The sequence below is a fragment of the Burkholderia sp. PAMC 28687 genome (assembly GCF_001577465.1).
Classification (GTDB): Bacteria; Pseudomonadota; Gammaproteobacteria; order Burkholderiales; family Burkholderiaceae; genus Caballeronia.
Genome location: NZ_CP014505.1, coordinates 1,596,447 through 1,622,116 on the forward strand (window position 1 = coordinate 1,596,447; position 25,670 = coordinate 1,622,116).

The following is a 25,670-nucleotide window of genomic DNA, read 5'->3' on the forward strand; positions in this document are numbered from 1 at the left end:
AGCAGATGGGTCGGAGATGCAAAGCACGTTAATCGGACAATCACTGTTCAAAAAGAGACGAAAGCGCCCTCCGCCAACGTGGGAAACGACCTGATACGAAAGCTCGGCGGATGTTCTTACCGTCCTCATGAGCGTTATGCAAAACCGATCAAACGGGCTTGCCCTCGCTCGATACCCAGTTCGGCATCAGCGTGTTGGTCGGGAGGGTTTCATCGATCATCTTTTTGGCGGTCTGGATGCCCGCGACCGGCAGACCCGTCGGATCGAGCACGCCGATCTGCACCAGCACCGAAGCCTGATCCCAGTAGATGTGCTCGTTGTAAAGCTTGTCGCCGCGAAACCGGATTACGGCCAGCATGGGAACCTCGAAGTATTTGCCCGTAGGCTTGAGTCCCGGCAACAGCCAGTCGATCTCGCGATCGTGCGTGGCGCAGAACACGAATTCATCGACAACCCGATCCGAGCCGATGGTCCGGGACACCGGAATCAGGCGTGTATCGGCGGGATTGGAATCGACGAAATGGTACTTGTAAAAGCGCTTTAATTGATCATGACCGACACCGCCCGTCATGGTCGGAACGTGGTTCACGTAAGGCTCGGCCACCATGGTCGGCATGACGGCGTCGACGTCGCGCGTGCCGAACTCGTAGTAGCAATGCATCTCCCACAGGCGGTTCAGGTCGTACACGGGACCCAGCACCTTGCGCAGCAATGACAGGGTCCGCGAATAGGCCATCAGGGCCGCGGGCTTGTCGTAGTGATCGCGCTCGGGCGTGGCGAAGGCGTGATCGCAACCCGCGTAGACGTAATGCTCGATCAGCGGTTTGCCCGCAAACGCGGCTTCGAGTTTCGCGCGGGTTTCAGGCGGCGTGAACGTATCGTTTTCGGCGAAGTGGAAAACCATCGGGCAGCGGATGGTGGCGATCTCGCCGAGATACGCATCGAGGTCCACGCCGTAGTAACTCACCGCGCAGTCCACGTCCATGCTTGCCGCTGTGCGCATCGCGAGACGGCCGCCGAGGCAATAGCCGATCACCCCGAGCTTGCCCGCTTGCTCGGGCAGCGCACGCAAGGCAGCGAGTGTCGCGGCGATATCGTCGAGCGCTTCGGGTTCGTCGAATCTCGCGTTGAAGTCGAGCGCAGCGGCGAAATCCGCTTCCCCGTAGCCCAATACCACGCCGGGTTTCATGCGCCAGAACAGATCCGGTACGAGCACGACGTAACCTTCTTCGGCGTAACGGTCGGCCATCGACTTCATGTAGTCGTTGATGCCGAAAATTTCCTGGAGCAAAACAAGGCCGGGACCCGAACCTTGCGCGGGTTTCGCGAGATACGCAGTAAATCGGCCGCCGTCCTGCGCCGTGATTTCAATCGTCTGACTGCTCATGTCGCCTCTCCTGGTTCGCTTGATGAACGTTACGTGCCTCGCGTGAAGAGCATATTGTGCACTGGGTCGATCGAGGAGATCATGCCGGTCAAATTAATCAACACCGCGTCATAGCCTCATAATCGACGACTGCGCAACGAACTCTTTATCGACCATGCTGATCAACGATCCCGCTACCCTCGCCTCCCTCGAAACCGCGTTCGACAAGTATGAAGTCGCGTTGACCATAAACGATGTCCCGGCGCTCGACACGCTCTTCTGGGACAGTCCGCATACGCTTCGATACGGCGCAACCGAAAACCTGCAAGGTTACGAAGCGATCCGCGAGTTCCGCGCCAAGCGACCGGGCAGCGCGCTGCAACGGACGATCATCGACCGGTCGGTGACGACGTTCGGAACGGAGTTTGGCGTGGCGAACATCACGTTTCACCGCAACGGCGAAACGCGGACCGGCCGCCAATCACAGACCTGGGCACGTGTTGACGGCGTGTGGAAAGTGGTCGCCGCGCATGTGAGCTGGATGGATGAACCGAAGCCGTGACGTAGACATGGTGATGGAACGTCTCGGTTATCGAACGCGGCGAGCCTGTCGCCGTGGCCAGGAAGAACGGCACCATCTCGCCCCAATGGCCGGCGAAGATGTTGAGCTTCGGATACTTTTCGAAGAAACCCGCCAGGATGGTTGTGGCGTACGCGGTGGGATCGTCCAGCGTCTGCGCGGCCCATCCCGCCATATGGTGCGCCGGCGCCGGACCTTTCTCAAACGCGTGATGCGGACAGTGCGCTCAGTATCTCGTGCAGTTCATTGGCAAAGATCACCGGGTCGCTTGCATAGCTCACGTGATGCCCGATCATCTCGATGCAGGGGCAAGGCAGTTCACGCGCCAGTTGGCGTGCAGTCTGCGCGTAGAATGCGTCGCCGCTCGCGCGGCCAACGGCGGTGACCATGGGCACGCCACCGCGGCGCAACGCATCGAGATCGGGAATTAAACGGTTGATGACATTGAATTCGTGTGCAAGGAAGCGCTCAAAGTCGCCGCTGTCCTGATCCGGTGGAGCGATTGCTGCAGAAGGAAGACCAACAAACGATGAGGCGAACAGCTTCATGGCGGGAGCACCACCTTGCGTGCGATAGGTGTCATACACGCTGTCGAAAAACTTTCGCCATATCACGCCGTCCGGCAAGATGTCGCTGACAGGCGGCTCGTGGTCCACCAGCCCTCGAACGAGTTGCGGATGATCCTCTGTCAGCTTCAATGCAATATTGGCGCCGGCGCTGTTGCCGAACACGAACGCCGGTTCACCGCCCATCGCATGGATGACGGCGGCAGCATCCCGGCCTTGTTGCGCCATGTTCATTTCGGCATGTTTGTCGCCGGTACTGCGCGAATTCGCACGGCGGTCGTAACGGACGACTGTGTAGCGATCGGCTAGTTGCGCCGAGAGTCTGATGAAACGACTGCTGTCACCATTTCCCCCGACGATCAACAAAAGCAACGGCCCTTGGCCTTCAACGTCGTAGGCAATCTCTGCATCTTCATTATGGACAGTGGCAAATCGATTCATGCGGAACTCCCTGAGTAATGGCTCGTGATGCCGGCGACTATGAACATGACCGCCGCCAGGACGATCCCAATCATGTGATAAATACCGGGTGAGGTCCAATAACTTTATCTAACCGATCAATCAGTTCACCTGACCCTTGAATTCCTGTCATGCGACAGATCACGCGGCTCTAGCCTCCCGCGAGCGCAACGGATGTTCAACCGGGGTATCGAGAACCAGACGCCCGAACTCCTTCGCCGCCAGCGTCTTTTCGCCCTTGCCCCACAGCAGCCTGAACTCGGCTTCGGGCAATGCGGGCAAACCGTATTGCCCATCGATCACGGCGATGCCCGGTTCAAGGTCGTCTCGTGTCAGCACGGTGATCGCAAGGCCGGCCATGACGGCTGCACGAATGCCCGACTGACTCGACGATGTGAACGCCACATGCCAGTCCACGGGCAAGCTATCGAGCGTTTCGACGGCCACGCGCCGGTTCACACAAGGCGCCGGAAAAAACGCCAGCGGCAATGACGCGCCTTCGCGTACCTCGAACGATTCGGCCGCCGCCCATATAAACCGCGTGCGCCGCAGCACAATGCCTTCGTCGCCACTTCCGTGCTTGTGGCTCTTCACGCATAACACCACCGCGAGATCGAGCTCCTGCGCGGCAACCATCGCTTCCGAATCGATACTCATGCCAACGCTGACATCGAGCCGCACGTTTGGAAATGCCCGCGAAAATTGCGTCAGCAACACGGGCAGGCGCTCGCCCATGAAGATATCCGGTGCGCCGAACCGCACCACGCCCGATGCCGGCGATGAATGAAAACGCCGCGTGACCGCTTGCATTGCATCGAGGATTTGCGTGGCGTAGCGCAGGAAATCCTCGCCGTCCTCGGTCAGTGTCAGCGTGCGCGTTGTGCGGTAAAGCAGCGGCCTGCCGACCTCTTCTTCCAGGCGCCTGATCTGGTGACTGATGGCAGATTGCGTCAGGTTCAGCCGACGGGCGGCCTTGGTGAAGCCTCCCGCTTCGGTGACGGCGATAAACGCACGCAGCAAGCCTGGATCGAGATTCATGGTCGCTCGAATGATGAAGTGATTTACTGGATGATAGTAAATTAAATCATTTCCGTCATGGAGACGAATTGCCGAGAATGGATTTATCCCTTCTTTAGGTAGCTCGTCATGGATGCTTTGCCTCGCGTCACCGCATCAAGGCAACTCGCGCTTACGTTGTTGCTTGCGGCCGTCATAGCCGCAACTTATGGCTTTGGTGTGTACTTGTTTCCGGTTGTCCTGCCCGCGATGAAACACGATCTTGGCTTCGGGTATGCACAAGCGGGTTACATCACCGCAGCCCGGCAAATCGCGAATGTGCTGGTGGCGTTGCTGTCCGGCCTTGCTGCTTCGCGTTTCGGCGCAGCAAGAGTCATGCTGGGGGCCACCGCGTTATCGGCTGTCGGGCTTGCGTGCCTGGCCTTTGCCGATCACACCTGGGTCATGGGAGTTGTGCTTGTTGCACTCAACGCGTTCGCAGCGGCGACGTGGGTGCCCATGATGGCGCTCGTCGCGCCTTTGATCGATGAACGTCATCAAGCGAAAGCCATTGGCGTGATCGGTAGCGGCACCAACTATGGCGTGTTGCTCAACGGGCTCATGGTGCCGGGGTTGATGGCAGCGTGGGGATGGCGTTCCGTGTGGCTTGTGAGCGCGTTGTTCACGGCATTGCTGAGTGTCGTGATCTTGCTGATGTTTGCACGGCTTGGACGACCGGAAACGCGCGTGAAAGCGCAGCCAGGAGTCAAGGGGCCACGGTTCGCCGCGCGGACGCTGTTCTCGCGGCGCTGGCAGCTCGTGTACGCAATCGCGTTGCTCTCGGGCTTTGCCGGCGTGCCGTTCATCACCTATTTCTCGGCTTATGCGCACGATGACCTGCATCTCGGACTCGATGTCACCGCACATGCCTGGGCGCTCGTCGGCTTCGTGGGTGCGGTAAGCGGCCTGACGCTCGGCATGATAGGCGATGCACGATCTTCTGCCTCACAACCGCAACGTGACGGCATGCGCACGGCGCTTGTCAGCGCAGGGATTCTATTGCTGTGCGCGTCGTTGATAGCGGCATCGCGTCCCGGCGTTTATGCGTTGATGATCGCAGCCGTTGCGTTCGGCTTTTCGTTCTTTCCGCTCTTCGGGTTGTTGCATGCGTATGTCGGCAAGACGAGTGAACCGGCGCTCGCGGCTATCGTGTGCGGAATTTGCGAAGCGTCATTCGGTGCAGGGGGCGCGCTCGGTAACGTGCTCGGCGGTTTGTGCAAGAGCGTGGCCGGGTCGTTTCAACCGGTGTATTTTTTCGCGGCAGGCGCGTCCGTCGTGGCAATCGCACTGAGCTGCTTTATGCCGGGCGTGCGGCGAGCGGAATCGACTAATCGATGCACACTCGCCGACGCGCGTTGACGCGCACAAGGAAAACCGCGCGCCATCTGGAATTTCAGGTGATCGCGCCGATCTGCCAGGGCACGAATTCGTTCTGCCCATACCCGTGCACTTCGCTCTTCGACAACGTGCCCGATGCCGTCGCCAGCATCAGTTCGAAGATCTCCTGGCCGAGTTCATCAATGCTCTTTTCGCCATCGAGAATCGAACCGCAGTTCAGATCTATGTCTTCTTCCTGGCGCTTCCACAAAGCGGTATTCGTGCTGAACTTGAGCGATGGCGACGGCGCGCATCCGTAAGCCGAGCCGCGTCCGGTCGTGAAGCAGATCAGGTTCGCGCCACCCGCAACCTGCCCCGTCGCGGACACCGGGTCATAACCCGGCGTGTCCATGAACACAAGCCCACGCGCGCTGACATGCTCCGCGTACTTGTAGACATCGACGAGATTGGTCGTGCCGCCCTTCGCCACCGCGCCGAGCGATTTTTCGAGGATGGTTGTAAGGCCGCCTGCCTTGTTGCCCGCCGACGGGTTGTTGTTCAGGTCAGCGTTCATCCGCGCACAATATTCTTCCCACCAGTGAATGCGCTCGACGAGCTTGTCGCCCACTTCCTTCGATACCGCCCGTCGCGTCAGCAAATGCTCCGCGCCGTAAATCTCCGGCGTCTCCGACAGGATCGCCGTGCCGCCATGTGCGACGAGACGATCGACCGCGGCGCCCAGCGCCGGGTTCGCCGTGATCCCCGAATACCCATCCGAGCCGCCGCATTGCAGGCCGATCACGAGGTGGCTGGCATCGACGCGTTCACGCACGACCTCGTTCGCTTCCACGAGCATGACCTTGATCGCCTCGATACCCGCAGCTACCGTGCGCGCGGTGCCGCCCGTTGCCTGAATCGTCATGGTCTTGAGCCGGGCGCCTGTTTCGAGGTGCTGCTCCTGGAGCAAACCGTCGATCTGATTCGTTTCGCAACCGAGGCCGACCAGCAGCACGCCGGCAAAGTTCGCATGCCGCGCGTAGCCGCCGAGCGTGCGGCGAAGCATCTTCAGGGCTTCGCCTTCGGAGTCGACCGCGCAGCCCTGACCATGCGTGAGCGCGACCACGCCATCGACATTCGGAAATGCGGCGAGCGCTTCAGGATGCACATCGCGGCGAAAATAATCGGCGATAGCCCGTGCGGCGGTAGCCGAGCAATTTACCGATGTGAGCACGCCGATATAGTTGCGCGTCGCAATGCGTCCATCGGGACGGCGGATGCCGAGAAAACTTGCAGGCTGCACCGCGTGTTGCGTGGGTTTTGCATCTTCGCCGAACGCGTAGTCGCGATCGAAATCGCCCATTGCGAGGTTATGCACGTGCACGTGTTCGCCGACATCGATGTCGCGCTTCGCAAAGCCGATGATCTGCCCGTAGCGTCGGACGGGTTGCCCTTGCGAGACTGCTTTGACGGCAACCTTGTGCCCCGCCGGGATCAAACCGCGCACGGTGATGTCGCCATCGGCGAGCTGCATGCCCGCGACGAGTTGATGGCGAGCGATGAGGACATCATCGATGGCATTCAGGCGCACCGTCGCAGTGTTTGCAGGAGCAGTTTCAACTACTGGTTTCATAATGCGTATCTCCGTATTTTGCGTGGGGTGCGCGAGGCTCAACGCGATGCCGCTTTCGATGCAGCCAGGTCGCCCGCTTCCTGCCGCCGCCCTTTCATGCCGATGCTCAACAGCAGCAGCACGCCGATCACACCCGCCACCGCAAGCGCGCCCATGCCGGCACGCTGACTCTGAAAGAAGCTTTCGACAGCGGTCTTCAATGTCGGCGCAATGAAACCGCCGAGATTGCCCAACGCACCGATCATCGCAATACCGCTTGCCGCCGCGGTCCCGCTCAAGTACGCCGTAGGCAGTGTCCAGAACAGCGGTTGAACGACCACAAAGCCGACCGTCGCAATGCAGAATGCAAACAGAACGGGGACGAGATGCGTGCCCATCGTCGAGAGGCCAATGCCCGCTGCCGCCATGACCAGCATCACCACCGCGACCTCGCGATGCTTGCCGCGGGCATCGGCGTAACCCGTCACGAAGCGCAACGAGACCAGCGCACAGAACCATGGAATCGCGGTGAGAAAGCCCACCTTCGCGCCAATCGCGGTCCCCGTCAATTCGGATATACGCGTCGGCAGATAGAAGATCACACCATACACGCTGACCTGGATCGCAAAGTAAATGGCGACAAACCGCAGTACGTTCCAGTTCGCGAGCGCGGCAAGCGCCGTCGACGGACCATGGGCGACCTTCAGCCGGTCCTCCGCGGCGATCGCCGATTCGAGCGCATCTTTTTCGGCATCGGTCAGCCATTTCGCCTGACGCGGTTTGCTCACGAGATAGAAGAATGCGATCACGCCGACCACGGAAGCCGCGAGCCCTTCGATCAGGAACATCCATTGCCAGTTGCGCAGCCCGAGCAAACCGCCCATGACTTCCATGAGGTAGCCGGATAACGGACTGCCGAGCACGAGTGCGACCGGGACGCCGAAATAATAGATGCCGAGCGCCTTGCCGCGCTCGCGTGCCGGAAACCAGTAGGTCGAATAAAGGATCACGCCGGGCGAAAATCCCGCTTCGGCGACGCCGAGAATGAAGCGCAGCACATAGAACGCGGTCTCGTTGTGCGCGAACATCATGGCCGCCGACGCCAGCCCCCACGTCACCATGATGCGGCTCAGCCAGACCTTTGCACCCACGCGATGCAGCATCATGTTGCTCGGAATCTCGAACACTGCATAACCGATGAAGAAGATCCCGGCGCCCAGTGCAAACGCTGCGTTGCCGATATTGGAATCGACCTGCAGCGCCTGCTTGACGAAGCCGACGTTGGAGCGGTCGAGCATGGAAAGCGCGAACATCAGCGCGAGAAATGGCGTAAGGCGCAGCCGCGCTTGGCGCACCGCGCTCGCCAACGGCTGGGACGAGAGGGCCTGAGTCTGCATGTGTGTTGTCTCCATCGTGAGGACGCCGGATCCGCCCGGTCTATTTCATCTGGCACCACTCTATGCATTGGCGCGATAAACATCCAATCGATTATTGACTACAATCGATTCCATCCGGTTATGAGTAGATGCAGGTTTACCCTTCACTCGTCCCTATGTCCCGACCTTCGTCACTGCTTCCATCGACCGTCCTCGCCCGCCTGCGCTACCGGCACCTGCAATTGCTCGACATCCTCGGCCGCACGCGCAACATGCGGATCACCGCCGAGCAGATGCACATGACACAGCCTGCCGCCACGAAAATCCTGGGCGATATAGAAGGCATGCTGGACGCGCCGCTCTTCGAACGCCTGCCGCGCGAGATGCGGCCGACCGAGCTGGGGCATCTCGCGCTGCGTTATGCGAACACCGCGCTGGGCGACCTCGGGCGCTTCGTGAGCGAATTCACGACGCTGAAGAACGGCGGATATGGGCACATCACGGTCGGCGCTATACCGGCATCGGCGGCGCAACTGGTGACGGCGGGTATCGGGGAGATCCGGCGGCAACGGCCGCAACTCGTCGTGAAGCTGTTTGAACTCAGCAGCGATCAGCTTGCAATCTGGCTCGATGAAAAAAAGATCGACGTGATGGTCGGCCGTCTGACCGAGCCGCGTCATCATGCGTTGTTCGACTTCGAGGTGCTCGCGGCGGAGCCGGTTTGCGTGGTGGCGGGAAGCCATCATCCATTATTGAAAAAGCGAAAGCTGGAACTGGCCGATCTCGCGGAATGGCCGTGGATTCTTTATCCGCAGGTAACGGCGATCAGGCAGTTATTCGAGGAGACGTTCGCAGCCGCGGCCATTCCTGTACCGGTCGGGATGGTGGAGCTGACATCGATATTTTCCGCGCTGGAACTCTTGCAGGCGACCGACATGATTTCGCTGCAACCACAAGCCGCCGTCGAGAAGTATGTGAACAATGGCTTGCTGGGACAGCTTCCTGTTCCGATACGCCGCGTCATGACAAGCTATGGGATCGTCACGCGCAAGCACGAATTCCCTGCGCAACCGGTGCAGGAGTTTATCGGCATCTTGCGTTCGCTTGCGGCCGATAAAGAAAAGCCTTGAGCGTTACTTCGATGTCACCTGGACCAGCGCATCGATTGCGATGGCATAGCCCTTCACGCCCAGCCCCACGATAATCCCGCGTGCCGCCGGCGAGATGAACGAGTGATGCCGGAACGATTCGCGCGCATGCACGTTCGAGATATGCAGCTCGATCAACGGAACGCTCGCGCCCTTGATTGCATCGTGTAGCGCAACCGATGTATGCGTATAAGCACCCGGATTCATCACTACGCCCAGCATGGCGCCGGCCGCGACCTCGCGCCCGGCCTCATGAATCCAGTCGATCAGCACGCCCTCGTGATTCGACTGCCTGCATTCCACCGCGACGCCCAGCTTGTCGCCTGCCTGCACGCACAGCGTTTCCACCGTATCGAGCGTGTCATGGCCGTACTGATCGGGCTCGCGCAAACCCAGCAAGTTCAGATTGGGCCCGTTGATCACCATTACCTTCTTCATGACTTCGCCCTCAGTATTTGATCTGGGAAACTGCGCGCAACTCGTCCGCCGTGGCTGTGCCAAAACCGAAGAATTCCAGATACGCCGGGATCATCTCGAAGAGCATGTCGGTGCCGACCTGCACTGCACAGCCCTTCTCTTTGGCTGCATGCAAGAGCGGCGTGTACTCTGACTTCATCACGACCTCGCCCACGAACGTGGACGGTGAAATCCGGTCGATATCGAAAGGCAGCGGATCGTTCGCGTTCATGCCGATAGGCGTTGCATTGACCACCACGTCGTAGCCCGCCGGGTCTTTCGAGCCTGTCGTCACTTCGAGCTCGGGATAGTGCTTGCGCAAACGGGCGGCGAGTGCATCGGCGGATGCGCTGCTGGTGTCGAAGAGCGCTAGCGCCGATACCCCGGACGCCGCCAGCGACGCAGCAATGGCAGAACCCACTCCGCCGCTGCCCAGCACGAATGCACGCGCGCCTTGCAACGGACGGCCCTTGCGTTCGACGCCACGCGTGAAACCGGCGCCATCGAATTGATCGCCGAGCAAGCTTCCATCCGAACGCAGCAGGATGGCGTTGCAAGCGCCTGCAATGCGCGCGGTGGGCGTGAGTTCGTCGACAAGATTCGTAGTCGTCACCTTGTGCGGCATGGTGACCAGCGCGCCGCGAATGTTGCTCAAACGGAAGAGCGACTTCACGAACGCGGCGTAATCGTCAGGCTTGACGCCCATCGGCACCACCACTGCGTCGATGCCCTTCTGCTCGAACCACGGGTTGTAGATCATGGGCGCCTTGAAGGTTTCCGTGGGATAACCCAGGTGCGCAATAAGGGTAGTTTTTCCGCTGATCATCGCTGCATGCCTTAAGAAGTTGGAACTGCGGAACACTCAGTCTGCAATTTCAACGCGGCGAACGTCGCCGACTATGAAGATGTACGACAGCGCGCCAACGAGCGCCGCCGCGCCTACGTACGACAGCGCGTAGAAGAACGAGCCCGTCTTCGCCACGATCAGGCCGATCACCAGCGGCGTAACGATGCCCGCAAGGTTCGCGCAAAAATTGAAGATGCCGCCCGTCAGTCCCATCAGATTTTTTGGCGCGATATCCGAGATCAACGTCCAGCCGAGCCCGACCATGCCTTGCCCGAAGAACGCGATCGAGAGAATGGTGATGACGAGGGCGTCGCTGCTGACGTAGTTCGCGGCAATGATCGTCGATGCCCCCAGCAAACCGAAGATGATCGGCAACTTGCGTGCAATGTTGGCCGAGCCGGTGCGCTTGAGCAGAAGATCGGAGATCCATCCGCCGAACATCACGCCGACCGCCGCCGCAAGAAACGGCATCACCGCGAAGAAGCCGACCTTGAGCCAGCCCATGTGACGTTCCGTGGCTAGGTAGGTCGGGAACCACGTCAGGAAAAATACGAGCGTGGTGTTGCCCGCAAACTGCCCGAGGCATGCACCCGCGATCTGACGGCGCTTGAGCAGCTTGCCGACGTTGCCCCACGAGAAAGCCATGGTCTGCTGACCGCCCGCCGGCTCGAGGCCGCCGCCCGCGGAAATGTAGTCGAGCTCAGCCTGGTTCACCGACTTCGAATCATGCGGCTCGCGATAAAACAGCCACCAGACCATTCCGAACACAATGCCGATTACGCCCACCACAATGAACAAGGAGCGCCAGCCGAAGTTGCCCATGATCCAGAACAAGGCCGGCGCAAAACACGCGAGGCCGAGGTATTCGCCAACGGTATAAATGCCCGTGGCGCGTGCCCGCTCATGCTGCGGGAACCATGTAGCGACCACGCGGCTGTTGACCGGGAAGCATGGCGCTTCGCTGACGCCGAGCCCGAAGCGAAACAGCAGCAACGACTTGAGTCCGACGGCGAAACCCTGCATCAGCGTGAAGAACGACCAGAACGTCAGCGCGAGAAAGTAGGTGACCTTGCTGCCGAAGCGGTCAAGGAAAACGCCGCCCGGGATCTGCGCCAGCGCGTATGTCCATGAGAACGCGGAGAACACGATCCCCATCACGGCCGCATCGATTCCGAGCTCCTTCGTCATGGTCGGCGCTGCAATGCCGAGGACCGTGCGGTCCAGATAGTTGATCATCGTACCGACTGCCAGCAGCGCGAGGATCACGAAGCGCGTGCGCGACCGTGTGCGAACTGCGGCCGGCGCGGCCGTATGAACCGCGTGGGATTGGTGAACGTCTTGCATGACGCGTCTCCTGAATCAAAATATTGGATCCCGCCCTGCGGTTTTATGCGCGAGCGATGTTATTGGACCGATGGTCCGCCCATTAAAAGCGGTGATGATACCTACGCCGCAGCTCACTGCTGGAAGCCGTTGCTGAAAACTGCCGCTATAACGCTTGATGGACACTTTGATCAGCGTTCCTAATCTATTAAATTGATTTCTTGCTTACGGAAAAAGGCACTGCATGTGCGAGTGCCTTGTTGATCACTCGCCGCTTGTTAGCCGTGCCGGTATGTCGTCACAATAGAGCGAAGGCCGAGTCCGGGCAACGGAATATTAGAAAACACGTATGTTTATCGAACGCATTCGTTCGGTAATCGCGCATTATTCGGGTTTGCACTAGACGGTGCTCGACGTTGACGAATCAGACTTCTCGTGCCTTCCCGAGCGCAATCAGATTCCCTTCGCCGAACCCTTCCCCGCCGCGCCGCTCCACGATTTCGAAGAACATGTCCCCGGCCTCGTGCTGGATGAAAGTCTGCAAGAAGAGCAACGGCTTGCCGTCCTCGGCTATACGGCCATCGACGAGAATGCCGCGTGAGCGCAATGCCTCCACATCCAGTCCATGACCGGGCAAGCGCGCATCGAGTTGCTCGTAGTATTTCGCCGGCGGCTGCACGAAGCGCATGCCGCGTGCACGCAAGATGTCGACGGAAGCAAAGATATTCTTCGATGCCAGCGCGATATGCTGCACGCCTTCGCCGCTGTGATCGGGCAGATAGTCCTGCATCAGGCTCGTACGATACGTGCCTTCTTCATACACCGGAATGCTGAACGTCTGGCATGGCGAGACGATCACGGGCAGATCCTGTGCGACTTTCCAGTCGGGATGTATCGCGTGGATCTCCTTGAAATGGAGCACCTGGAGATAGAACTCCAGCCAGTCCGGAAGCCGGCCAGCCCCAACGGTCTGCGTAAAGTGATCGACCTTGACGAGCCCTGCGTCGTTGTCATGCAATGCAGATCTTGTGGTTTGTGCATCGAGCCACTTGAAATCGATGTCGTAGATGGACTTCGCTTTCTCGCTCGGTGGCGCGTCCCGGCCCTCCCAATGATCCACGAAATAAATATGCGAGTCGCCAATGCCCTGGATCGCGGGAATCATCAACTCGTTGGGTCCAAGCCGTTCGCCTTCGAAATCCCAGGCCCCAAACTCGACGGCGCGTTCGTGCGAGATAGGCGCATCCAGCACGCGAAGGCCGATTGCACATATGCCCACGCCATGCGTCTGCGCAAAGCGGGTGGCGAACGAATCGTCGTCGGCATTGACAAGGAAATTCATGTTCCCTTGCCGGTACAGCGTGACGTCCTTGCTGATATGGCGAGCAACCTGCGTAAAACCGAGTTGCTCGAAGAGCGCACGCAGCCGGTCAGGATCCGGGCTGGAAAACTCGACAAATTCGAGGCCGGCGACGCCGAGGGGGTTGTCGCCCTGCAGCATTTGCGCCGAGGCAGCGCCAGGCAGGGAAGCATCGTTGTTCATCGAAAATCACCTCAGAGAAAGTCCGGTCACATTCGCCTGAGGCCTGGTCATCCGTAATGTCCGATGTCCAGTCGCAGCAAGCGCGTGAACAGATTATCGCCTCAGGCGGCGAGGCGTCAAACTCTCTGCACGTGTCCCCATGCCTGCGCGCGCCGCTGCGCATGGGCGGCAAGGCGCACGGGCGCGTTCGCCGCGCCGTATCCTTCGTAGCCGCCACGGCGTTCCACGATCTCGAGGAAAAAGCGTTCGTTGAATTGCTCCGTGTAAACGTGTAGAAACTCTCCGCCATCGGGATCGCGATCATAGAGGATGCCGCCCTCGCACATGCGCTCGATCTGCGTATCGTCGAATCCAAAACGGGCTTGCAGGTCGTCATAATAGTTGCGCGGAATGCGCAGCAATGGCACGCCTTGCGTACGCAACGCAGCGACGGTCGCAAAGATATCGCGGGTCGCGAACGCGACGTGATTGAGCCCCGAGCCGTGGTACTTAGAGAGCGATTCAACCACCGATGTATGCCGGTCTGCCGACGCATTCAGCACGATCCGCACAGACCCGTCGCGGCTGCGCAGCGACCGGCTTCTGACAAGGCCGTACGGGTCCGGCAAGAGCACGGAAGCTTCTGCATCAAAACCGAAGGTAGCCTTGAAGTACAGCACCCACGTGTCGAGCGTATCGGCGGGGATGTTCAGGCAAACGTGGTCAATACACTGCAGCGGATCCGCACCGCTCCTGCTTTCGATATTGCCGAGATTGAAATCGGTTTCGTAAAGCGTGGGTTCGCCGCGCGCTTCATCGACAAAATATTGCAGGCTTCCATCCGGCGCCTGCACGCTCGGCACCACACGTTCGTTCGGCCCCACCCTGCCTGAAAACGGGACGAAGCCGAATGCCGCTGCGCGCTCGAAGGCTTGCGCGGCATTGTCGACCCAATACGCCGATGCACACACGGACAACCCATGCGCCTCATGAAACTCGCTCGCAAACGAGTTGGCCTCTTCGTTGAGCAGAATGCTCGCGTCGCCCTGCACGTAGAGCGTCACCTGCTTCGACCGGTGCCGCCCCGCTGCGCGAAATCCCATGCGTTCGAGCCATTGTGCGAGCGTCCGGCCGCTGTTTGCATCGACGGCGAATTCTAGAAACTGGAAGCCTGCGTGCGCAGGCGCGGCCGGCGGATGGAACAACGTCTCCTTCGATGCCCCCGCGCATTGCTCCTCGAGAAAGAGCAGCGAACGATAACCATCGACAGCAGTCGCCGCATTGGGCGCTGCGCGAAAGCCATCGTTGAAGATTTCGAGCGACAGGGGTCCCACGTAACCGGATGCCAGCACTGCACGCGTGAAGGCCGTCACATCCAGATCGCCTTGCCCGGGAAAACAGCGGTAATGGCGGCTCCATTCGAGCACGTCCATTGCCATTCTGGGGGCATCGGCGATCTGCACGAACGTGATGCGATCGGCGGGATGCTGGCGATTTCATCAAGCGAATCGCCTATGGACAGCGTATGGAAGCTATCGAGAATCAGGCCGAGGTTGGCGTGATCGAGCGTATTGACCAGGCGCCATGCGTGCTTGTAGGAGTTGACATGCCGGCCCCACGCGAGCGCTTCGTAACCTGCGATCACGCCTTCGGCGCGCGCAAGGTCGGCGAACTCTCCAAGCTGATCGATGATCAGCGCATCGTCGCGGATCGTATCTGGTGATGCATTGCTGCAGACCAGAATGCGATCCGTGCCCAGTTGATGCATCAGGTCGAACTTGCGGCGGGCGCGTTCAAGGTTGCGCGCGAGTTTGTCGGCGCTGACGCCTTCGAAGTCGCGGAACGGCTGGTACAGCATGATCCTGAGTCCAAGATCGGCGCAGATGCGTTTGACGTCAGCGGGAGAACCGTCGAAGTAAAGGAGATCGTTTTCGAAGATTTCGACACCGTCGAAGCCGGCTGCGCTGATGGCTTTCAGCTTTTCGATGAGCGTACCGCTGATGGATACTGTGGCGATGGATCTTTGCACGGAAGTCTCGGTGTGGTTGTTCGGGCGGTTTTTTATGCTGGCGCTTGAGTCGCGGGGTTCGGTACAGTGGGCGGGGTTGATGCCGGGTTGTTGCTTCTTACGCTACCGCGCGGTCTGTTCTAGCTGATTTCTTTAACACTATTAGCCACTGTGCGTGGCGGCACTTCATTTCTTTGTCCAACGGCGACAAAGAAACGAAGCAAAGAAAACGCCTTCCAACCGCTAATTCTTAAGTGTCCCGAGCGTGCATGTACAACTGTTTGGTACTTCACAAGAACGCTCGACGCCATAACCACCAACACTTGAAACCCTCCCCCTCCGTCAACAGATACCCACACGCTTCGCCACCAGTAACCGTGGCAGTCAATACGGAAACCTGGCCCGAGTAAACAACGGGTTGAGCACATGACGGCGCTACAGCATCCTGAACTTGCCGAGACTTCGCCGCCGGTAATCCCGGGCAAGTACGGGCACAACAGAACCAGTACAGCAACCTCTTCGTTTGGGCGCTAGCGCGCGCAGCGCGGAAGCCTGATTAGCGGATTCCCACACTGGTGGCGAAGCGTGTGGGTATCCGTGTTCGGAGGGGAAGGGTTTCAAGTGTTCTTGATTGCGGCGTCGAGCGTTCTTCTGAAGTACCAAACAGTTGTACGTGCACGCTCGGGACACTTAAGAATTAGCGGTTGAGAGGCGTTTTCTTTGCTTCGTTTCTTTTTCGCCGTTGGAAAAAGAAATGAAGTCCCGCCACGGACAGTGGCTAAAAGTGCTAAAAAAATCAGCCAAAACAAACCGCGCGGTAGCCTAAATAGCAGCAACCCGGCATCACCCCCACACCACCTCTTCCACACACAACCCTGACGCCAATCACGTTCACGAAAGCCCCTAAACCTCAGGTCTTTTTCATCTTCGCGGCAACGACCACCGACAGTGCACATCCAATGGCGAGATACGCCGCCACCGGGTGCCACGAACCCCCGGCGAAACTCACCAGCGCCACCGCGATGAACGGCGTAAACCCGCCTCCCACCACGCTAGCCACCTGGTACCCCACGCCCGCGCCGCTATAACGATATTCAGTGCCGAATAGCTCCGTGAACATCGGCTGCTGGACGCTCACGACCATGTCATGCGCAATGTTCGCAAGCATCACCGAGAAGACCACGATCCAGACGGTCGAGCGTGCATCGAGCGCAAGAAAGAACGGCACCGCGCTCAACATGCCGATCACCGCGCCAATGATGTAGATACGCCGGCGCCCGAAGCGGTCAGCGAGTATTGCAAAACACGGAATGGTGAGAATGCTGACGGCGCCCACCAGCAACCCGATGTTCAGGAAAAACTGCCGGGGCATGCCGAGGTTGCTCGTGGAATAACTCAGCGCGAATGCAGTGACGATATACATCGTGAAAAGCTCGGCAAGACGCAGCGCAATGATCAGCAGGAACGCTTTCGGGTGCTGGCGCAGCGCTTCGAAGATCGGCAGGCGTTTGGGCTTTTGTCCCTTTTCGATGACCTTGTGCACGAACTCCTGCGACTCCTCCATGCTCGATCGAACCCACAACCCGATCAGCACCAGCACGACACTGAACACGAACGGAATGCGCCAGCCCCAGCTCTTGAAAGTGGCATCGTCCATGGTCTGGCTGAGAATGGAGACAATCCCCGTCGCGAGAATCAGCCCAACGCCATAACCCACTTGCACGCCGCTGCTATAGAACGCCTTCTTTTTGCTCGGCGCACTTTCCACGGCCATCAATGCTGCCCCGCCCCATTCGCCGCCCACGGCAAAACCTTGAATCGCACGCAACGTGATCAGCATCACCGGCGCCCACCAGCCGACGGACGCGAACGTAGGCAACAAACCGATCATCGCCGTCGACAAACCCATCATCATCACGGTCAGCACAAGCATGCGCTTGCGGCCCAGCCTGTCGCCGTAGTGCCCGAACACGAAGCCGCCCAGCGGCCGGAACAGGAAACCCACGCCGAAGGTGCCGAACGCTGCGAGCATGCCCATGGCCGGGCTCACTTTCGGAAAGAACTCGGTGTTGAACACGATCGCCGCGATGATCCCGTAGAGCAGGAAGTCATACCAGTCGACCACAGCGCCTACGAAACTGCCGAGTGCCGCCTTGCGGGCGCGGCTTTTATCGAGGTCCACACTCGCGACGCCGACAGGCTGGATTGCGATAGTCATTGCGTTGTCTCTGATATGTATTGGTTTGACTGTCCGATGTTTTTTTCATGCTGCTCGCGTAAGCGAGTCGATCGGTTCCGGAGTGGATGAAGCATAGGATGGCGTCTTTTGCAGGGCAACGGTTTCTATAGATGTGAACGCGATTATCGAACGAGAATGTGCGATCAGCGATTGTTTATCGGGTTAGCACTAGGGCCTGGAACGGCGTCCGCGAGGCGCGCCATCCGGATTCTGCATTATGAGTGCGTGAAACATCAACGCGCTCATGTGAGCGATAATCGCTCGTATGCCATCACTGATCGCACGGATTTAGGATTGATGCTTATGACCAAACGACCGCCTCTCGACAAACGCGACTGGATCGCGGGGCTCGAAAAAGGTCTTGCAATACTCGAGGCTTTCGACAGCGACCATGCACGCATGACCCCGACGCAGGCCGCGGCTCGCACGGGAATGACGCGCACGGCCGCGCGCCGGCATCTGCTCACACTGGAGCATCTCGGCTATGTGGAAAGCGACGGCAAGCTCTTTGGCCTCACCCCGCGCGTGCTGCGAGTCGGTTGGTCGTACTTCGATTCCGCGCGCTTGCCCAAGCTCGTTCAGCCCTATCTGCAACAACTCAGCGCGACGCTCAACGAGTCGGTCTACATGAGCGTGCTCGATGAATGGGAGCTTGTGTTCATCGCGCGCAACGGCACCTCGCGTGTGATGACAACGGGCTTCGTGCTTGGTGCGCGAGTGCCGGCGCCGCTGACATCGCCGGGGGTGGTGCTGCTCGCCTACAAACCTGATGAAGACGCGGTGCACGAGTGGCTCAACACCACGTCGCTCGCGCCGTTCACGCCCCATACGCTGACCAACAAGGTGCGGCTGCAGGAGAAGATCCGTCAGGCGCGCGCCGATGGATTTGCGGTCATCGAACAGCAGTTGCAGGTTGGTGTGCGCGGGATTGCGGTGCCGGTGAAGGACCGGCATGGCGAAGTCGTCGCGGCGCTCAGCACCAACATGCCGATAGGACGCGAAACCACCGAAGCCGCCGTCAACCGAGTGGTGCATCACCTGCAAGAGACCGCGCTCGCCATGCTGAACGTTGTTTGATGTGGTCTGAGCGAGCCCCGACATCATGAATCTCCGGCACCTGCATGCGTTTGTCGTCCTTGCGGAAGAACTCAACTTCAGCCGCGCGGCCGAGCGATTACACGTCGCGCAGCCTGCGCTCAGCCAGCAGATCCGCGCGCTTGAAGAACGGCTCGGCACACAGCTCGTGGATCGTGGCAGCCGTCCGTTGCGGCTGACCGAAGCGGGAAGTTATCTATGCATCGAGGCACGGCAGATCCTTGCATCGTTCGATCAGGTCGCGCTCGGCACACGTGAAATCGGACTCGGCTTGCGCGGATGGCTCGGCATAGGGTTCACGCGTTCATCGATGTATAGCGTGCTGCCTCCCGCGCTCAAGGCGTTTCATCGCGCGTATCCGAACGTCGAGCTGAAACTGTTCGAGATGCTCACCGAAGAACAGACCGACGCCCTGCACGAAACGCGGATTCACGTCGCCATTGGGCGGCAGGTGCAGGCCATTGCGGGCTGCACCACGCTGCCGCTTCTGCACGAGCGGGTCGCGGTCGTGCTCTCACCGGACCATCCGCTTGCGGGCAAGAAATCGGTGCGCATCACACAACTTGCCAATACCCCGCTCGTGCTCTACCCCAAGCATTCAAACGGACTATATTCGCGCTTTGTGGAGTCGCTTTATCGCAATGCCGGCGTGACGCCGCATGTCGCGCATCAGGCTTACGAGATCCAGACGGCGATTGCACTGGTTGCGGCCGGGCTGGGCGTGACGTTCGTGGGTGAATCGGTTGCACGGCACGGTCGTTCCGATGTCGTCTACCTTCGCCTCGATGCACCGTTGGCGTCGCAGACGACGACGCTTTCAGCGAGCTTTCGAAGCGACGATACATCGTCTCATCTCCAAGCCTTTCTGAAGTGCCTCGCGCCCGTACTATAAGCAAATCATTATAAAAAGATAAAAACACGGTCTTGGACGCGCGGCGCCCGGGTTCGTAATATCACTCCATCAGTCAGGCATCCCGTGCAATGCACGATCTTGCCGCAGCTCGCTGCCAACACATTCCGGACTTGATCGAAGCAACGCGGGCACCGCCCTGTGCGTATGCGTCCGTCCGCAAAAAAGCGATCCGCCTATACGACACCCGGTCCACGGGCGCTAATAAAGACAGGAGACGTTGATGATCGACCCGATCGAAAGCTCGACCATGCGCAAGGTGTACGGCCGCCTCATGCCGTTGCTCTTCGCGATGATGTTCTTCAACTATCTGGACCGGATCAACATCGGTTTCGCCGCGCTCGACATGAACAAGCAGCTCGGCTTCAGCCCGGCCGTGTTCGGTTTCGCAGGCAGCATCTTTTTCTTCGGCTACATGCTGCTCGAGGTGCCGAGCAACCTGCTGCTGCATCGTCTGGGCGCGCGGCTCTGGATCGCACGGATCCTGCTGACATGGGGCGCGGTTGCAGCCGCTACCGCTTTTGTTTTCAGCGAATCCAGCTTCTACGTGCTGCGTTTCCTGCTAGGCGTGATGGAAGCGGGCTTTCTGCCCGGTGTTGCGGTCTATCTGACGAAGTGGTTCCCGGTGCGCTACCGGGCGCGGGCGGTGGGCGGCTACATCATCGCGGGATCGTTTTCGGCGGTGCTTGGCGGACCTATCTCGACTGCGCTGATGACCTACGCGAACGGACCACTCGGCTTGCAAGGTTGGCAATGGATGTTCATCCTCGAAGGCGTCCCCGCCATGCTGCTCGGCTTGCTGACCCTGCGGTTGATGACAGAACGTCCGACCGAAGCAGCCTGGCTCACGCCTGAACAAAAACACTGGCTCGAATCCACGCTCGCGAGAGAACGCGAAGCGCTCGGCGCCGATAAACACTTCCCCATGCTGCGCGTCGCGAGCGATATCCGCGTCTGGAGCCTTGCGTGTCTCTTCGGCTGCGCGCTCGTGGGTATCTATGGCCTCTTCCTGTGGTTGCCGCAGATCGTGAAAAGCCTGGGTCATTTGAGCAATCTGGAAGTTGGATTTCTTTCGGCCGTGCCGCCGCTTCTCGGTGTGGTCGGGACGCTCGTGATCAGCCGCAGTTCCGATAGAACCGGCGACCGCAAGAAGCATCTGGCCTTCGTGTATGGAATGAGCGCGCTTGCAATTGCAGGCAGCGCCTACGCGCCGAATCCGGTGATTGCCTATGCGCTGCTTTGCGTGACCGGCCTCTTCATCTATGCAGGCAATCCGCTGTTCTGGAGCCTTGCTTCGTCATTCAGAACGGGCGCGGCGGGCGCGGCGACCATCGCGCTGATCAACACCATCGCGCAATTCGGCGGACTGGTCGGCCCGTGGAGCATCGGCCTCGTGCGCAGCGCGACGGGCAACTTCAAGCTGGCGCTCCTGACGATCGCAGCGTTTCTTGTCGTGGCGACTGTCATTGCGCTGGTGATGCGCGTGAAGCCCTCTGAAGACGAACTCGAAGCGATGCCTGCCGGCGATACCCCTGCGGGACATCTTCATTAAGCCTTGATCTGGAACCCAGCGATGATTATCGATTGTCACGGCCACTACACGACGTCTCCACCCGAACACGAGGCATGGCGTGCTGCGCAAATCGCCGCGCTGAAGGACGGCCTGCCGGCTCCTGCGCGTCCGGTCATCACGGACGACCAGATCCGCGAGAGCATTGAAGGCGGACAGTTGCGCATCCAGCGCGAGCGCGGCACCGATCTCACGATCTTCTCGCCGCGCGCAGCCGGCATGGGCCATCACCTTGCCGGCGCCGATGCCAACGCACATTGGTCGCAAGAAAGTAACGACCTGATTCACCGCGTGTGTGCGCTTTTTCCGCGCAACTTCGTGGGTGTATGTCAGTTGCCGCAAGCGCCGGGGGTGGCGCCTGCGAATTGCATTCCCGAATTGCGCCGATGTGTGGAAGAGCTTGGCTTCATAGGTTGCAATCTGAATCCCGATCCATCGGGCGGCCACTGGACCGGACTGCCGCTGACCGACCGTTCGTGGTATCCGCTGTATGAAGCCTTGGTCGAGCTGGACGTGCCCGCGATGATCCACGTTTCGTCGTCGTGCAATGCGAATTTTCATGCAACCGGCGCGCACTATATCAATGGCGATACGTCCGCATTCATGCAGTTGCTGACCGCGGACCTGTTCGCCGATTTCCCGACTTTGCGCTTCATCATCCCGCATGGCGGCGGCGCTGTTCCCTATCACTGGGGACGCTACCGCGGGCTTGCGCAGGACATGAAAAGGCCTTTGCTCAAGGACTATCTGCTCAAGAACGTGTTCTTCGATACCTGCGTGTATCACCAGCCCGGCACCGACTTGCTGGCAAAAGTAATACCTGTAGAAAACATTTTGTTTGCATCGGAAACGATCGGCGCTGTCCAGGGCATCGATCCCGAGACAGGCCATTATTACGACGATACCCGCCGTTATATCGACGCCATCGAATGGCTCACCGACGCCGACCGCCAGCGCATCTTTGAAGACAACGCGCGCGCCGTTTATCCACGCCTTTCGAATCAGATCACCCGCCAGTTTTCCTGAAGGAGGAGCAATCATGAATCAACCTGGATGGCGCCGGAATGCATCCGCGCCGCAAGCGAGTCCCGAAGTGCTCGAGACGTTGCGCGGCCTTGCCGTTTCGCTGTTGAGCGACAACATGGCGCGTGCGAGCGGCACGGTAGGACTTCTGCCCTATCACAAGCCCAAGCCTATGGCCGGAACGGCCGTAACCGTACACACCCGTCCGGGCGATAACCTCGCGATTCATCGTGCGTTCGATTTCTGCCGCCCCGGTGATGTCCTCGTGATCGATGGCGGCGGCGAACTCACGCAGGCGCTCATGGGCGAGATCATGGCGACGTATGCTGAAAGCCTCGGTGTGCAAGGTCTCGTGATCGATGGCGCCATTCGCGACGTCGGCGCGCTGAGCGCACACGATTTTCCGGTCTATGCACGCGGTGCGACCCATCGCGGGCCGTATAAAAACGGCCCTGGCGAGGTCAATGTGCCGGTGACCGTGGGCGGCATGGTAGTGCATCCAGGCGATATCATCGTTGGCGATGCGGACGGTGTGCTTGCAATTTCCCCCGACGATGTAATGACGGTAATCGAAGGCGCGAAGCGTCAGGCGGACAAGGAAGCCGCTGCGCTGCGCTCCATCGCCGAGGGACATTTCGATCGCGACTGGATCGAGGCACAGGAGAAAAAGATGATGGCTGTCTAAAACGATGCGCGGCGCCGCTTGAACGATTCGATGAACAGCGCGTTATCGGCGGCGCTGCCTATGGATACACGCATGCAGGTCTCGTAGCCCGCTTCGCGCCACGGCTTGACGATCACGCCATCAGCAAGCATGCGCGCGGCGAGCGCGGCAGCGTCTTCACCGCAGTCGAAAAAGAGAAAGTTGGCAAGAGAGCGCGCCGGACTGATGCCGAGCGCTTCGAGCGCAGCATGCATTTGCGTTCGCCCTGCACGCGTGTCTTCGACGCTCGCGGCAACATGAGCCTGATCCGCGAACGCAACGGCCGCGGCTTCCTGAGCAATCTGATTGATGTTGAAGGGCGTGCGAACGCGGTCCATCAAGCTGGCGAGTTCGGGCGCCGAAGCCACGCCATAACCCACGCGCAAACCAGCGAGCCCGTAAGCCTTGGAGAACGTGCGCAGCAACAGCCACGGCAAACCAGATTCGCGCAGTATCGCGAGGCTGTCGGGATAACCGTGTTCGCCGGCGGCATATTCGAAATAGGCTTCGTCCCACAAAACCAGCGTATTCGGCGATACCGCGCTCAACAGCCTCCGCATCTCATTCGCGTTCATCGCGCAACCGACCGGATTGCTCGGATTACTGATTATCACCATCCGCGTTTGCGGAGAGATTGCCGCGATCAACGCATCGACATCGAATTCCAGATCGGCGCGCATGGGCACAGTGATCACCTTCGCGCCAGCGCTCTGCGGATAAATGATATGCAAGCCAAACGACGGAACCACGGTGACCACTTCATCGCCGGCGCCAAGAAACGTATGCGCTGCAATCGCAAGCAAGTCTTCGGAGCCGTTTCCGAACAGCAACTGCTCAGGAGCGACGTTCAGCTTTTCAGCGATCATCGTGCGCAAGACGCTGCATGATGGATCGGGATAGAGCGAAAGTGAAGCGGCGGTCGTCCACTGCGCCAGATGTGCCAGGACGGCCGCACTGGCCCCGCGCGGATTTTCATTGCTGCCGAGTTTGGCAACATGCGTCACGCCATATTGCGCACGTACGAGATCGCTCGATAAACCCGCGTTATAGGCAGGCAGGTTGCGCACTTCGGCACGCATGCCGTCGATAAATCCGGTAGTGCTCATCAAGTACCTTCCGCAGGCAATACCTTGCCCGGATTGAGAATGCCGTGCGGGTCGAGCGCATGCTTGATCGCACGCATGCACGCAAGTTCGGCCGGACTGCGCGAATAACCGAGGAATGGCCGCTTGAGCAAGCCGATCCCGTGCTCCGCGGATATCGATCCCTTGTAATCGCGGACCATGCCGTAGAGCGCGTGATCGACCTCTTCCACCGTCACGCCGGGTATCGATCGCGCATCGAGCGTGACATGCAGGTTCGAGTCGCCTATATGCCCGAAATAGAACCCGCGATGCGTCGGCCAGCGTGCGCCAAAGTCCTTCCGGCATGCATCGACAAAATGACCGATCGCGCCTATCGGCAAGCTCACGTCGAAGTTGATCGGCTCCAGTTTTACCGGCAATTCCGCGGTCGCTTCGCGGATCGCCCAAAGCGCTTGCGTCTCGGATTGCGATTGCGCAATGACCGCGTTGAGCACAACGCCCGCCTCGAGTTGCGCATTGAGCGCAGCGGCGAACCGCTCGCCGTGGTCATCGGAGAAACCGGCTTGTTCGATCAGCGCATACACCGGATACGCTTCGCCCAGCGGCGATTGCTTCGATTGCGTCAGCGACACACCGAAGTCGTAAAACTCCGGCCACATGATTTCGAATGCGCCGATTTCATCGCCGAAAGTGGATTGCAGCGACCGCAGCAACGCAACCGCGCCGTCATAATCATTCAGCGCGCAAAGCGCTGTGCTGCGTGCCGCCCGACGCGGCTTCAGCTTCAACACTGCACGCGTGATGATGCCAAGCGTTCCCTCCGATCCAATGAACAGATTGCGCAGGTCGTAACCCGTATTGTTCTTGACCATCTTGTTCATGGAACTGAGCACGGAGCCATCGGCGAGCACGACTTCGAGTCCAAGTACCTGCTCTCTCGCCGTGCCGGATTGCAGCACGCGAATACCGCCGGCGTTCGTGGCGAGATTGCCGCCGATCTGACACGAGCCGCGCGCGCCGAGATCCAGTGCGAATTCGAAGCCGGCCGCCTGCGCAGCTTCCTGCACGGTCTGTAACGTGGTGCCGGCGAGTACGGTCATGGTCGCGGCCGCTTCGTCGAGTTCTTCGATGCCGACGAGACGTTCCATCGAAATGCAAACATCGCCGCCTGTGGGAATCGAGCCGCCGGCGAGACCTGTCATGCCGCCTTGCGGCACGACACTTTGACGCGCTTCATTGCAAAGGCGCAGGACGGTCGCGACTTCATCGACCGAACGCGGCAGCACGACCGCCAGCGGCGGCACCGGCGAACGTCCGCTCCAGTCGCCAAGATAGCGCGGCTCGATCGCGTCGCCAGTGCGCACCGATGCCGGACCCAGTGTATCGATCAACTTTTGTACTATCTGGTTCAT

The 25,670-nt window shown here is 59.7% G+C and carries 20 protein-coding genes and 1 pseudogene; 8 read left to right on the plus strand and 13 right to left on the minus strand.

Annotation, left to right across the window (positions count from 1 at the left end; translation table 11 throughout):
* Positions 1-148: 148 nt before the first annotated feature.
* On the minus strand, positions 149-1,387 hold the full coding sequence (locus AX768_RS07345; protein WP_061999409.1) for a dienelactone hydrolase family protein: 1,239 nt from the start codon (positions 1,385-1,387) through the stop codon (positions 149-151).
* 154 nt (positions 1,388-1,541) lie between these two features.
* On the opposite strand from AX768_RS07345, the gene hpxZ reads away from it, so the two are divergent.
* Positions 1,542-1,928 carry an oxalurate catabolism protein HpxZ gene (gene hpxZ / locus AX768_RS07350; protein ID WP_061999410.1) on the plus strand — a complete coding sequence of 129 codons (387 nt, stop codon included), beginning with the start codon at positions 1,542-1,544 and terminating at the stop codon, positions 1,926-1,928.
* 218 nt (positions 1,929-2,146) lie between these two features.
* Here hpxZ and AX768_RS07355 read toward each other — a convergent pair whose 3' ends face one another.
* Both AX768_RS07355 and AX768_RS07360 read right to left on the minus strand, forming a co-directional pair.
* Positions 2,147-2,953, minus strand: a complete 807-nt coding sequence (locus AX768_RS07355; protein WP_061999411.1) for an alpha/beta fold hydrolase — start codon at positions 2,951-2,953, stop codon at positions 2,147-2,149.
* Between the two features lie 159 nt (positions 2,954-3,112).
* Entirely contained in the window at positions 3,113-4,009 is an 897-nt protein-coding gene (locus tag AX768_RS07360; protein ID WP_061999412.1) for a LysR family transcriptional regulator, read from the minus strand.
* A 108-nt stretch (positions 4,010-4,117) separates the two neighbouring features.
* Between AX768_RS07360 and AX768_RS07365 the strand changes: the two genes are divergently transcribed.
* Positions 4,118-5,386: an MFS transporter gene (locus AX768_RS07365; protein WP_061999413.1), complete on the plus strand. Its 1,269-nt coding sequence runs from the start codon at positions 4,118-4,120 to the stop codon at positions 5,384-5,386.
* A 34-nt stretch (positions 5,387-5,420) separates the two neighbouring features.
* Here AX768_RS07365 and AX768_RS07370 read toward each other — a convergent pair whose 3' ends face one another.
* The gene (locus AX768_RS07370) at positions 5,421-6,974 is read right to left on the minus strand and encodes a UxaA family hydrolase (protein ID WP_062000848.1); all 1,554 of its coding nucleotides are present in this window, start codon (positions 6,972-6,974) and stop codon (positions 5,421-5,423) included.
* A 38-nt stretch (positions 6,975-7,012) separates the two neighbouring features.
* Positions 7,013-8,350, minus strand: a complete 1,338-nt coding sequence (locus tag AX768_RS07375; RefSeq protein WP_061999414.1) for an MFS transporter — start codon at positions 8,348-8,350, stop codon at positions 7,013-7,015.
* 155 nt (positions 8,351-8,505) lie between these two features.
* Between AX768_RS07375 and AX768_RS07380 the strand changes: the two genes are divergently transcribed.
* A complete protein-coding gene (locus tag AX768_RS07380) occupies positions 8,506-9,459 on the plus strand; it encodes a LysR family transcriptional regulator (protein WP_061999415.1) in 954 nt (317 codons plus the stop codon).
* Between the two features lie 3 nt (positions 9,460-9,462).
* Here the strand turns inward: AX768_RS07380 and aroQ are convergent, their stop codons facing one another.
* From aroQ to shiA, 6 genes and pseudogenes are all read right to left on the minus strand, one after another.
* Positions 9,463-9,915, minus strand: coding sequence for a type II 3-dehydroquinate dehydratase (gene aroQ, locus AX768_RS07385; RefSeq protein WP_061999416.1), 453 nt, complete (start codon positions 9,913-9,915; stop codon positions 9,463-9,465).
* A 10-nt stretch (positions 9,916-9,925) separates the two neighbouring features.
* Positions 9,926-10,759: a shikimate dehydrogenase family protein gene (locus AX768_RS07390; protein ID WP_061999417.1), complete on the minus strand. Its 834-nt coding sequence runs from the start codon at positions 10,757-10,759 to the stop codon at positions 9,926-9,928.
* A gap of 36 nt (positions 10,760-10,795) precedes the next feature.
* Positions 10,796-12,124 carry an MFS transporter gene (locus AX768_RS07395; protein WP_061999418.1) on the minus strand — a complete coding sequence of 443 codons (1,329 nt, stop codon included), beginning with the start codon at positions 12,122-12,124 and terminating at the stop codon, positions 10,796-10,798.
* Positions 12,125-12,527: 403 nt separating this feature from the next.
* Positions 12,528-13,646 (minus strand): 4-hydroxyphenylpyruvate dioxygenase family protein, encoded by a 1,119-nt coding sequence (locus tag AX768_RS07400; protein ID WP_061999419.1) that lies wholly within the window; start codon positions 13,644-13,646, stop codon positions 12,528-12,530.
* A gap of 116 nt (positions 13,647-13,762) precedes the next feature.
* Positions 13,763-15,654, minus strand: a pseudogene (locus tag AX768_RS07405) (bifunctional sugar phosphate isomerase/epimerase/4-hydroxyphenylpyruvate dioxygenase family protein).
* Positions 15,655-16,543: 889 nt separating this feature from the next.
* Positions 16,544-17,851 carry a shikimate transporter gene (gene shiA / locus AX768_RS07410; protein ID WP_061999420.1) on the minus strand — a complete coding sequence of 436 codons (1,308 nt, stop codon included), beginning with the start codon at positions 17,849-17,851 and terminating at the stop codon, positions 16,544-16,546.
* Positions 17,852-18,175: 324 nt separating this feature from the next.
* Here shiA and AX768_RS07415 point away from each other — a divergent pair, with 324 nt between their 5' ends.
* From AX768_RS07415 to AX768_RS07435, 5 genes are all read left to right on the plus strand, one after another.
* On the plus strand, positions 18,176-18,949 hold the full coding sequence (locus AX768_RS07415; RefSeq protein WP_062000849.1) for an IclR family transcriptional regulator domain-containing protein: 774 nt from the start codon (positions 18,176-18,178) through the stop codon (positions 18,947-18,949).
* Positions 18,950-18,974: 25 nt separating this feature from the next.
* Positions 18,975-19,859: a LysR family transcriptional regulator gene (locus tag AX768_RS07420; RefSeq protein WP_061999421.1), complete on the plus strand. Its 885-nt coding sequence runs from the start codon at positions 18,975-18,977 to the stop codon at positions 19,857-19,859.
* A 241-nt stretch (positions 19,860-20,100) separates the two neighbouring features.
* A complete protein-coding gene (locus AX768_RS07425) occupies positions 20,101-21,429 on the plus strand; it encodes an MFS transporter (protein ID WP_061999422.1) in 1,329 nt (442 codons plus the stop codon).
* 21 nt (positions 21,430-21,450) lie between these two features.
* On the plus strand, positions 21,451-22,473 hold the full coding sequence (locus tag AX768_RS07430; RefSeq protein WP_061999423.1) for an amidohydrolase family protein: 1,023 nt from the start codon (positions 21,451-21,453) through the stop codon (positions 22,471-22,473).
* A 13-nt stretch (positions 22,474-22,486) separates the two neighbouring features.
* A complete protein-coding gene (locus tag AX768_RS07435; protein ID WP_061999424.1) occupies positions 22,487-23,155 on the plus strand; it encodes an RraA family protein in 669 nt (222 codons plus the stop codon).
* Here the strand turns inward: AX768_RS07435 and hisC are convergent.
* Both hisC and AX768_RS07445 read right to left on the minus strand, forming a co-directional pair.
* The gene (gene hisC / locus AX768_RS07440) at positions 23,152-24,279 is read right to left on the minus strand and encodes a histidinol-phosphate transaminase (protein WP_061999425.1); all 1,128 of its coding nucleotides are present in this window, start codon (positions 24,277-24,279) and stop codon (positions 23,152-23,154) included. The two genes, AX768_RS07435 and hisC, sit on opposite strands and share 4 nt — an antisense overlap.
* Positions 24,279-25,670 carry an FAD-binding oxidoreductase gene (locus AX768_RS07445; RefSeq protein WP_231941341.1) on the minus strand — a complete coding sequence of 464 codons (1,392 nt, stop codon included), beginning with the start codon at positions 25,668-25,670 and terminating at the stop codon, positions 24,279-24,281. Before AX768_RS07445 ends, hisC begins: the two co-directional genes overlap by 1 nt.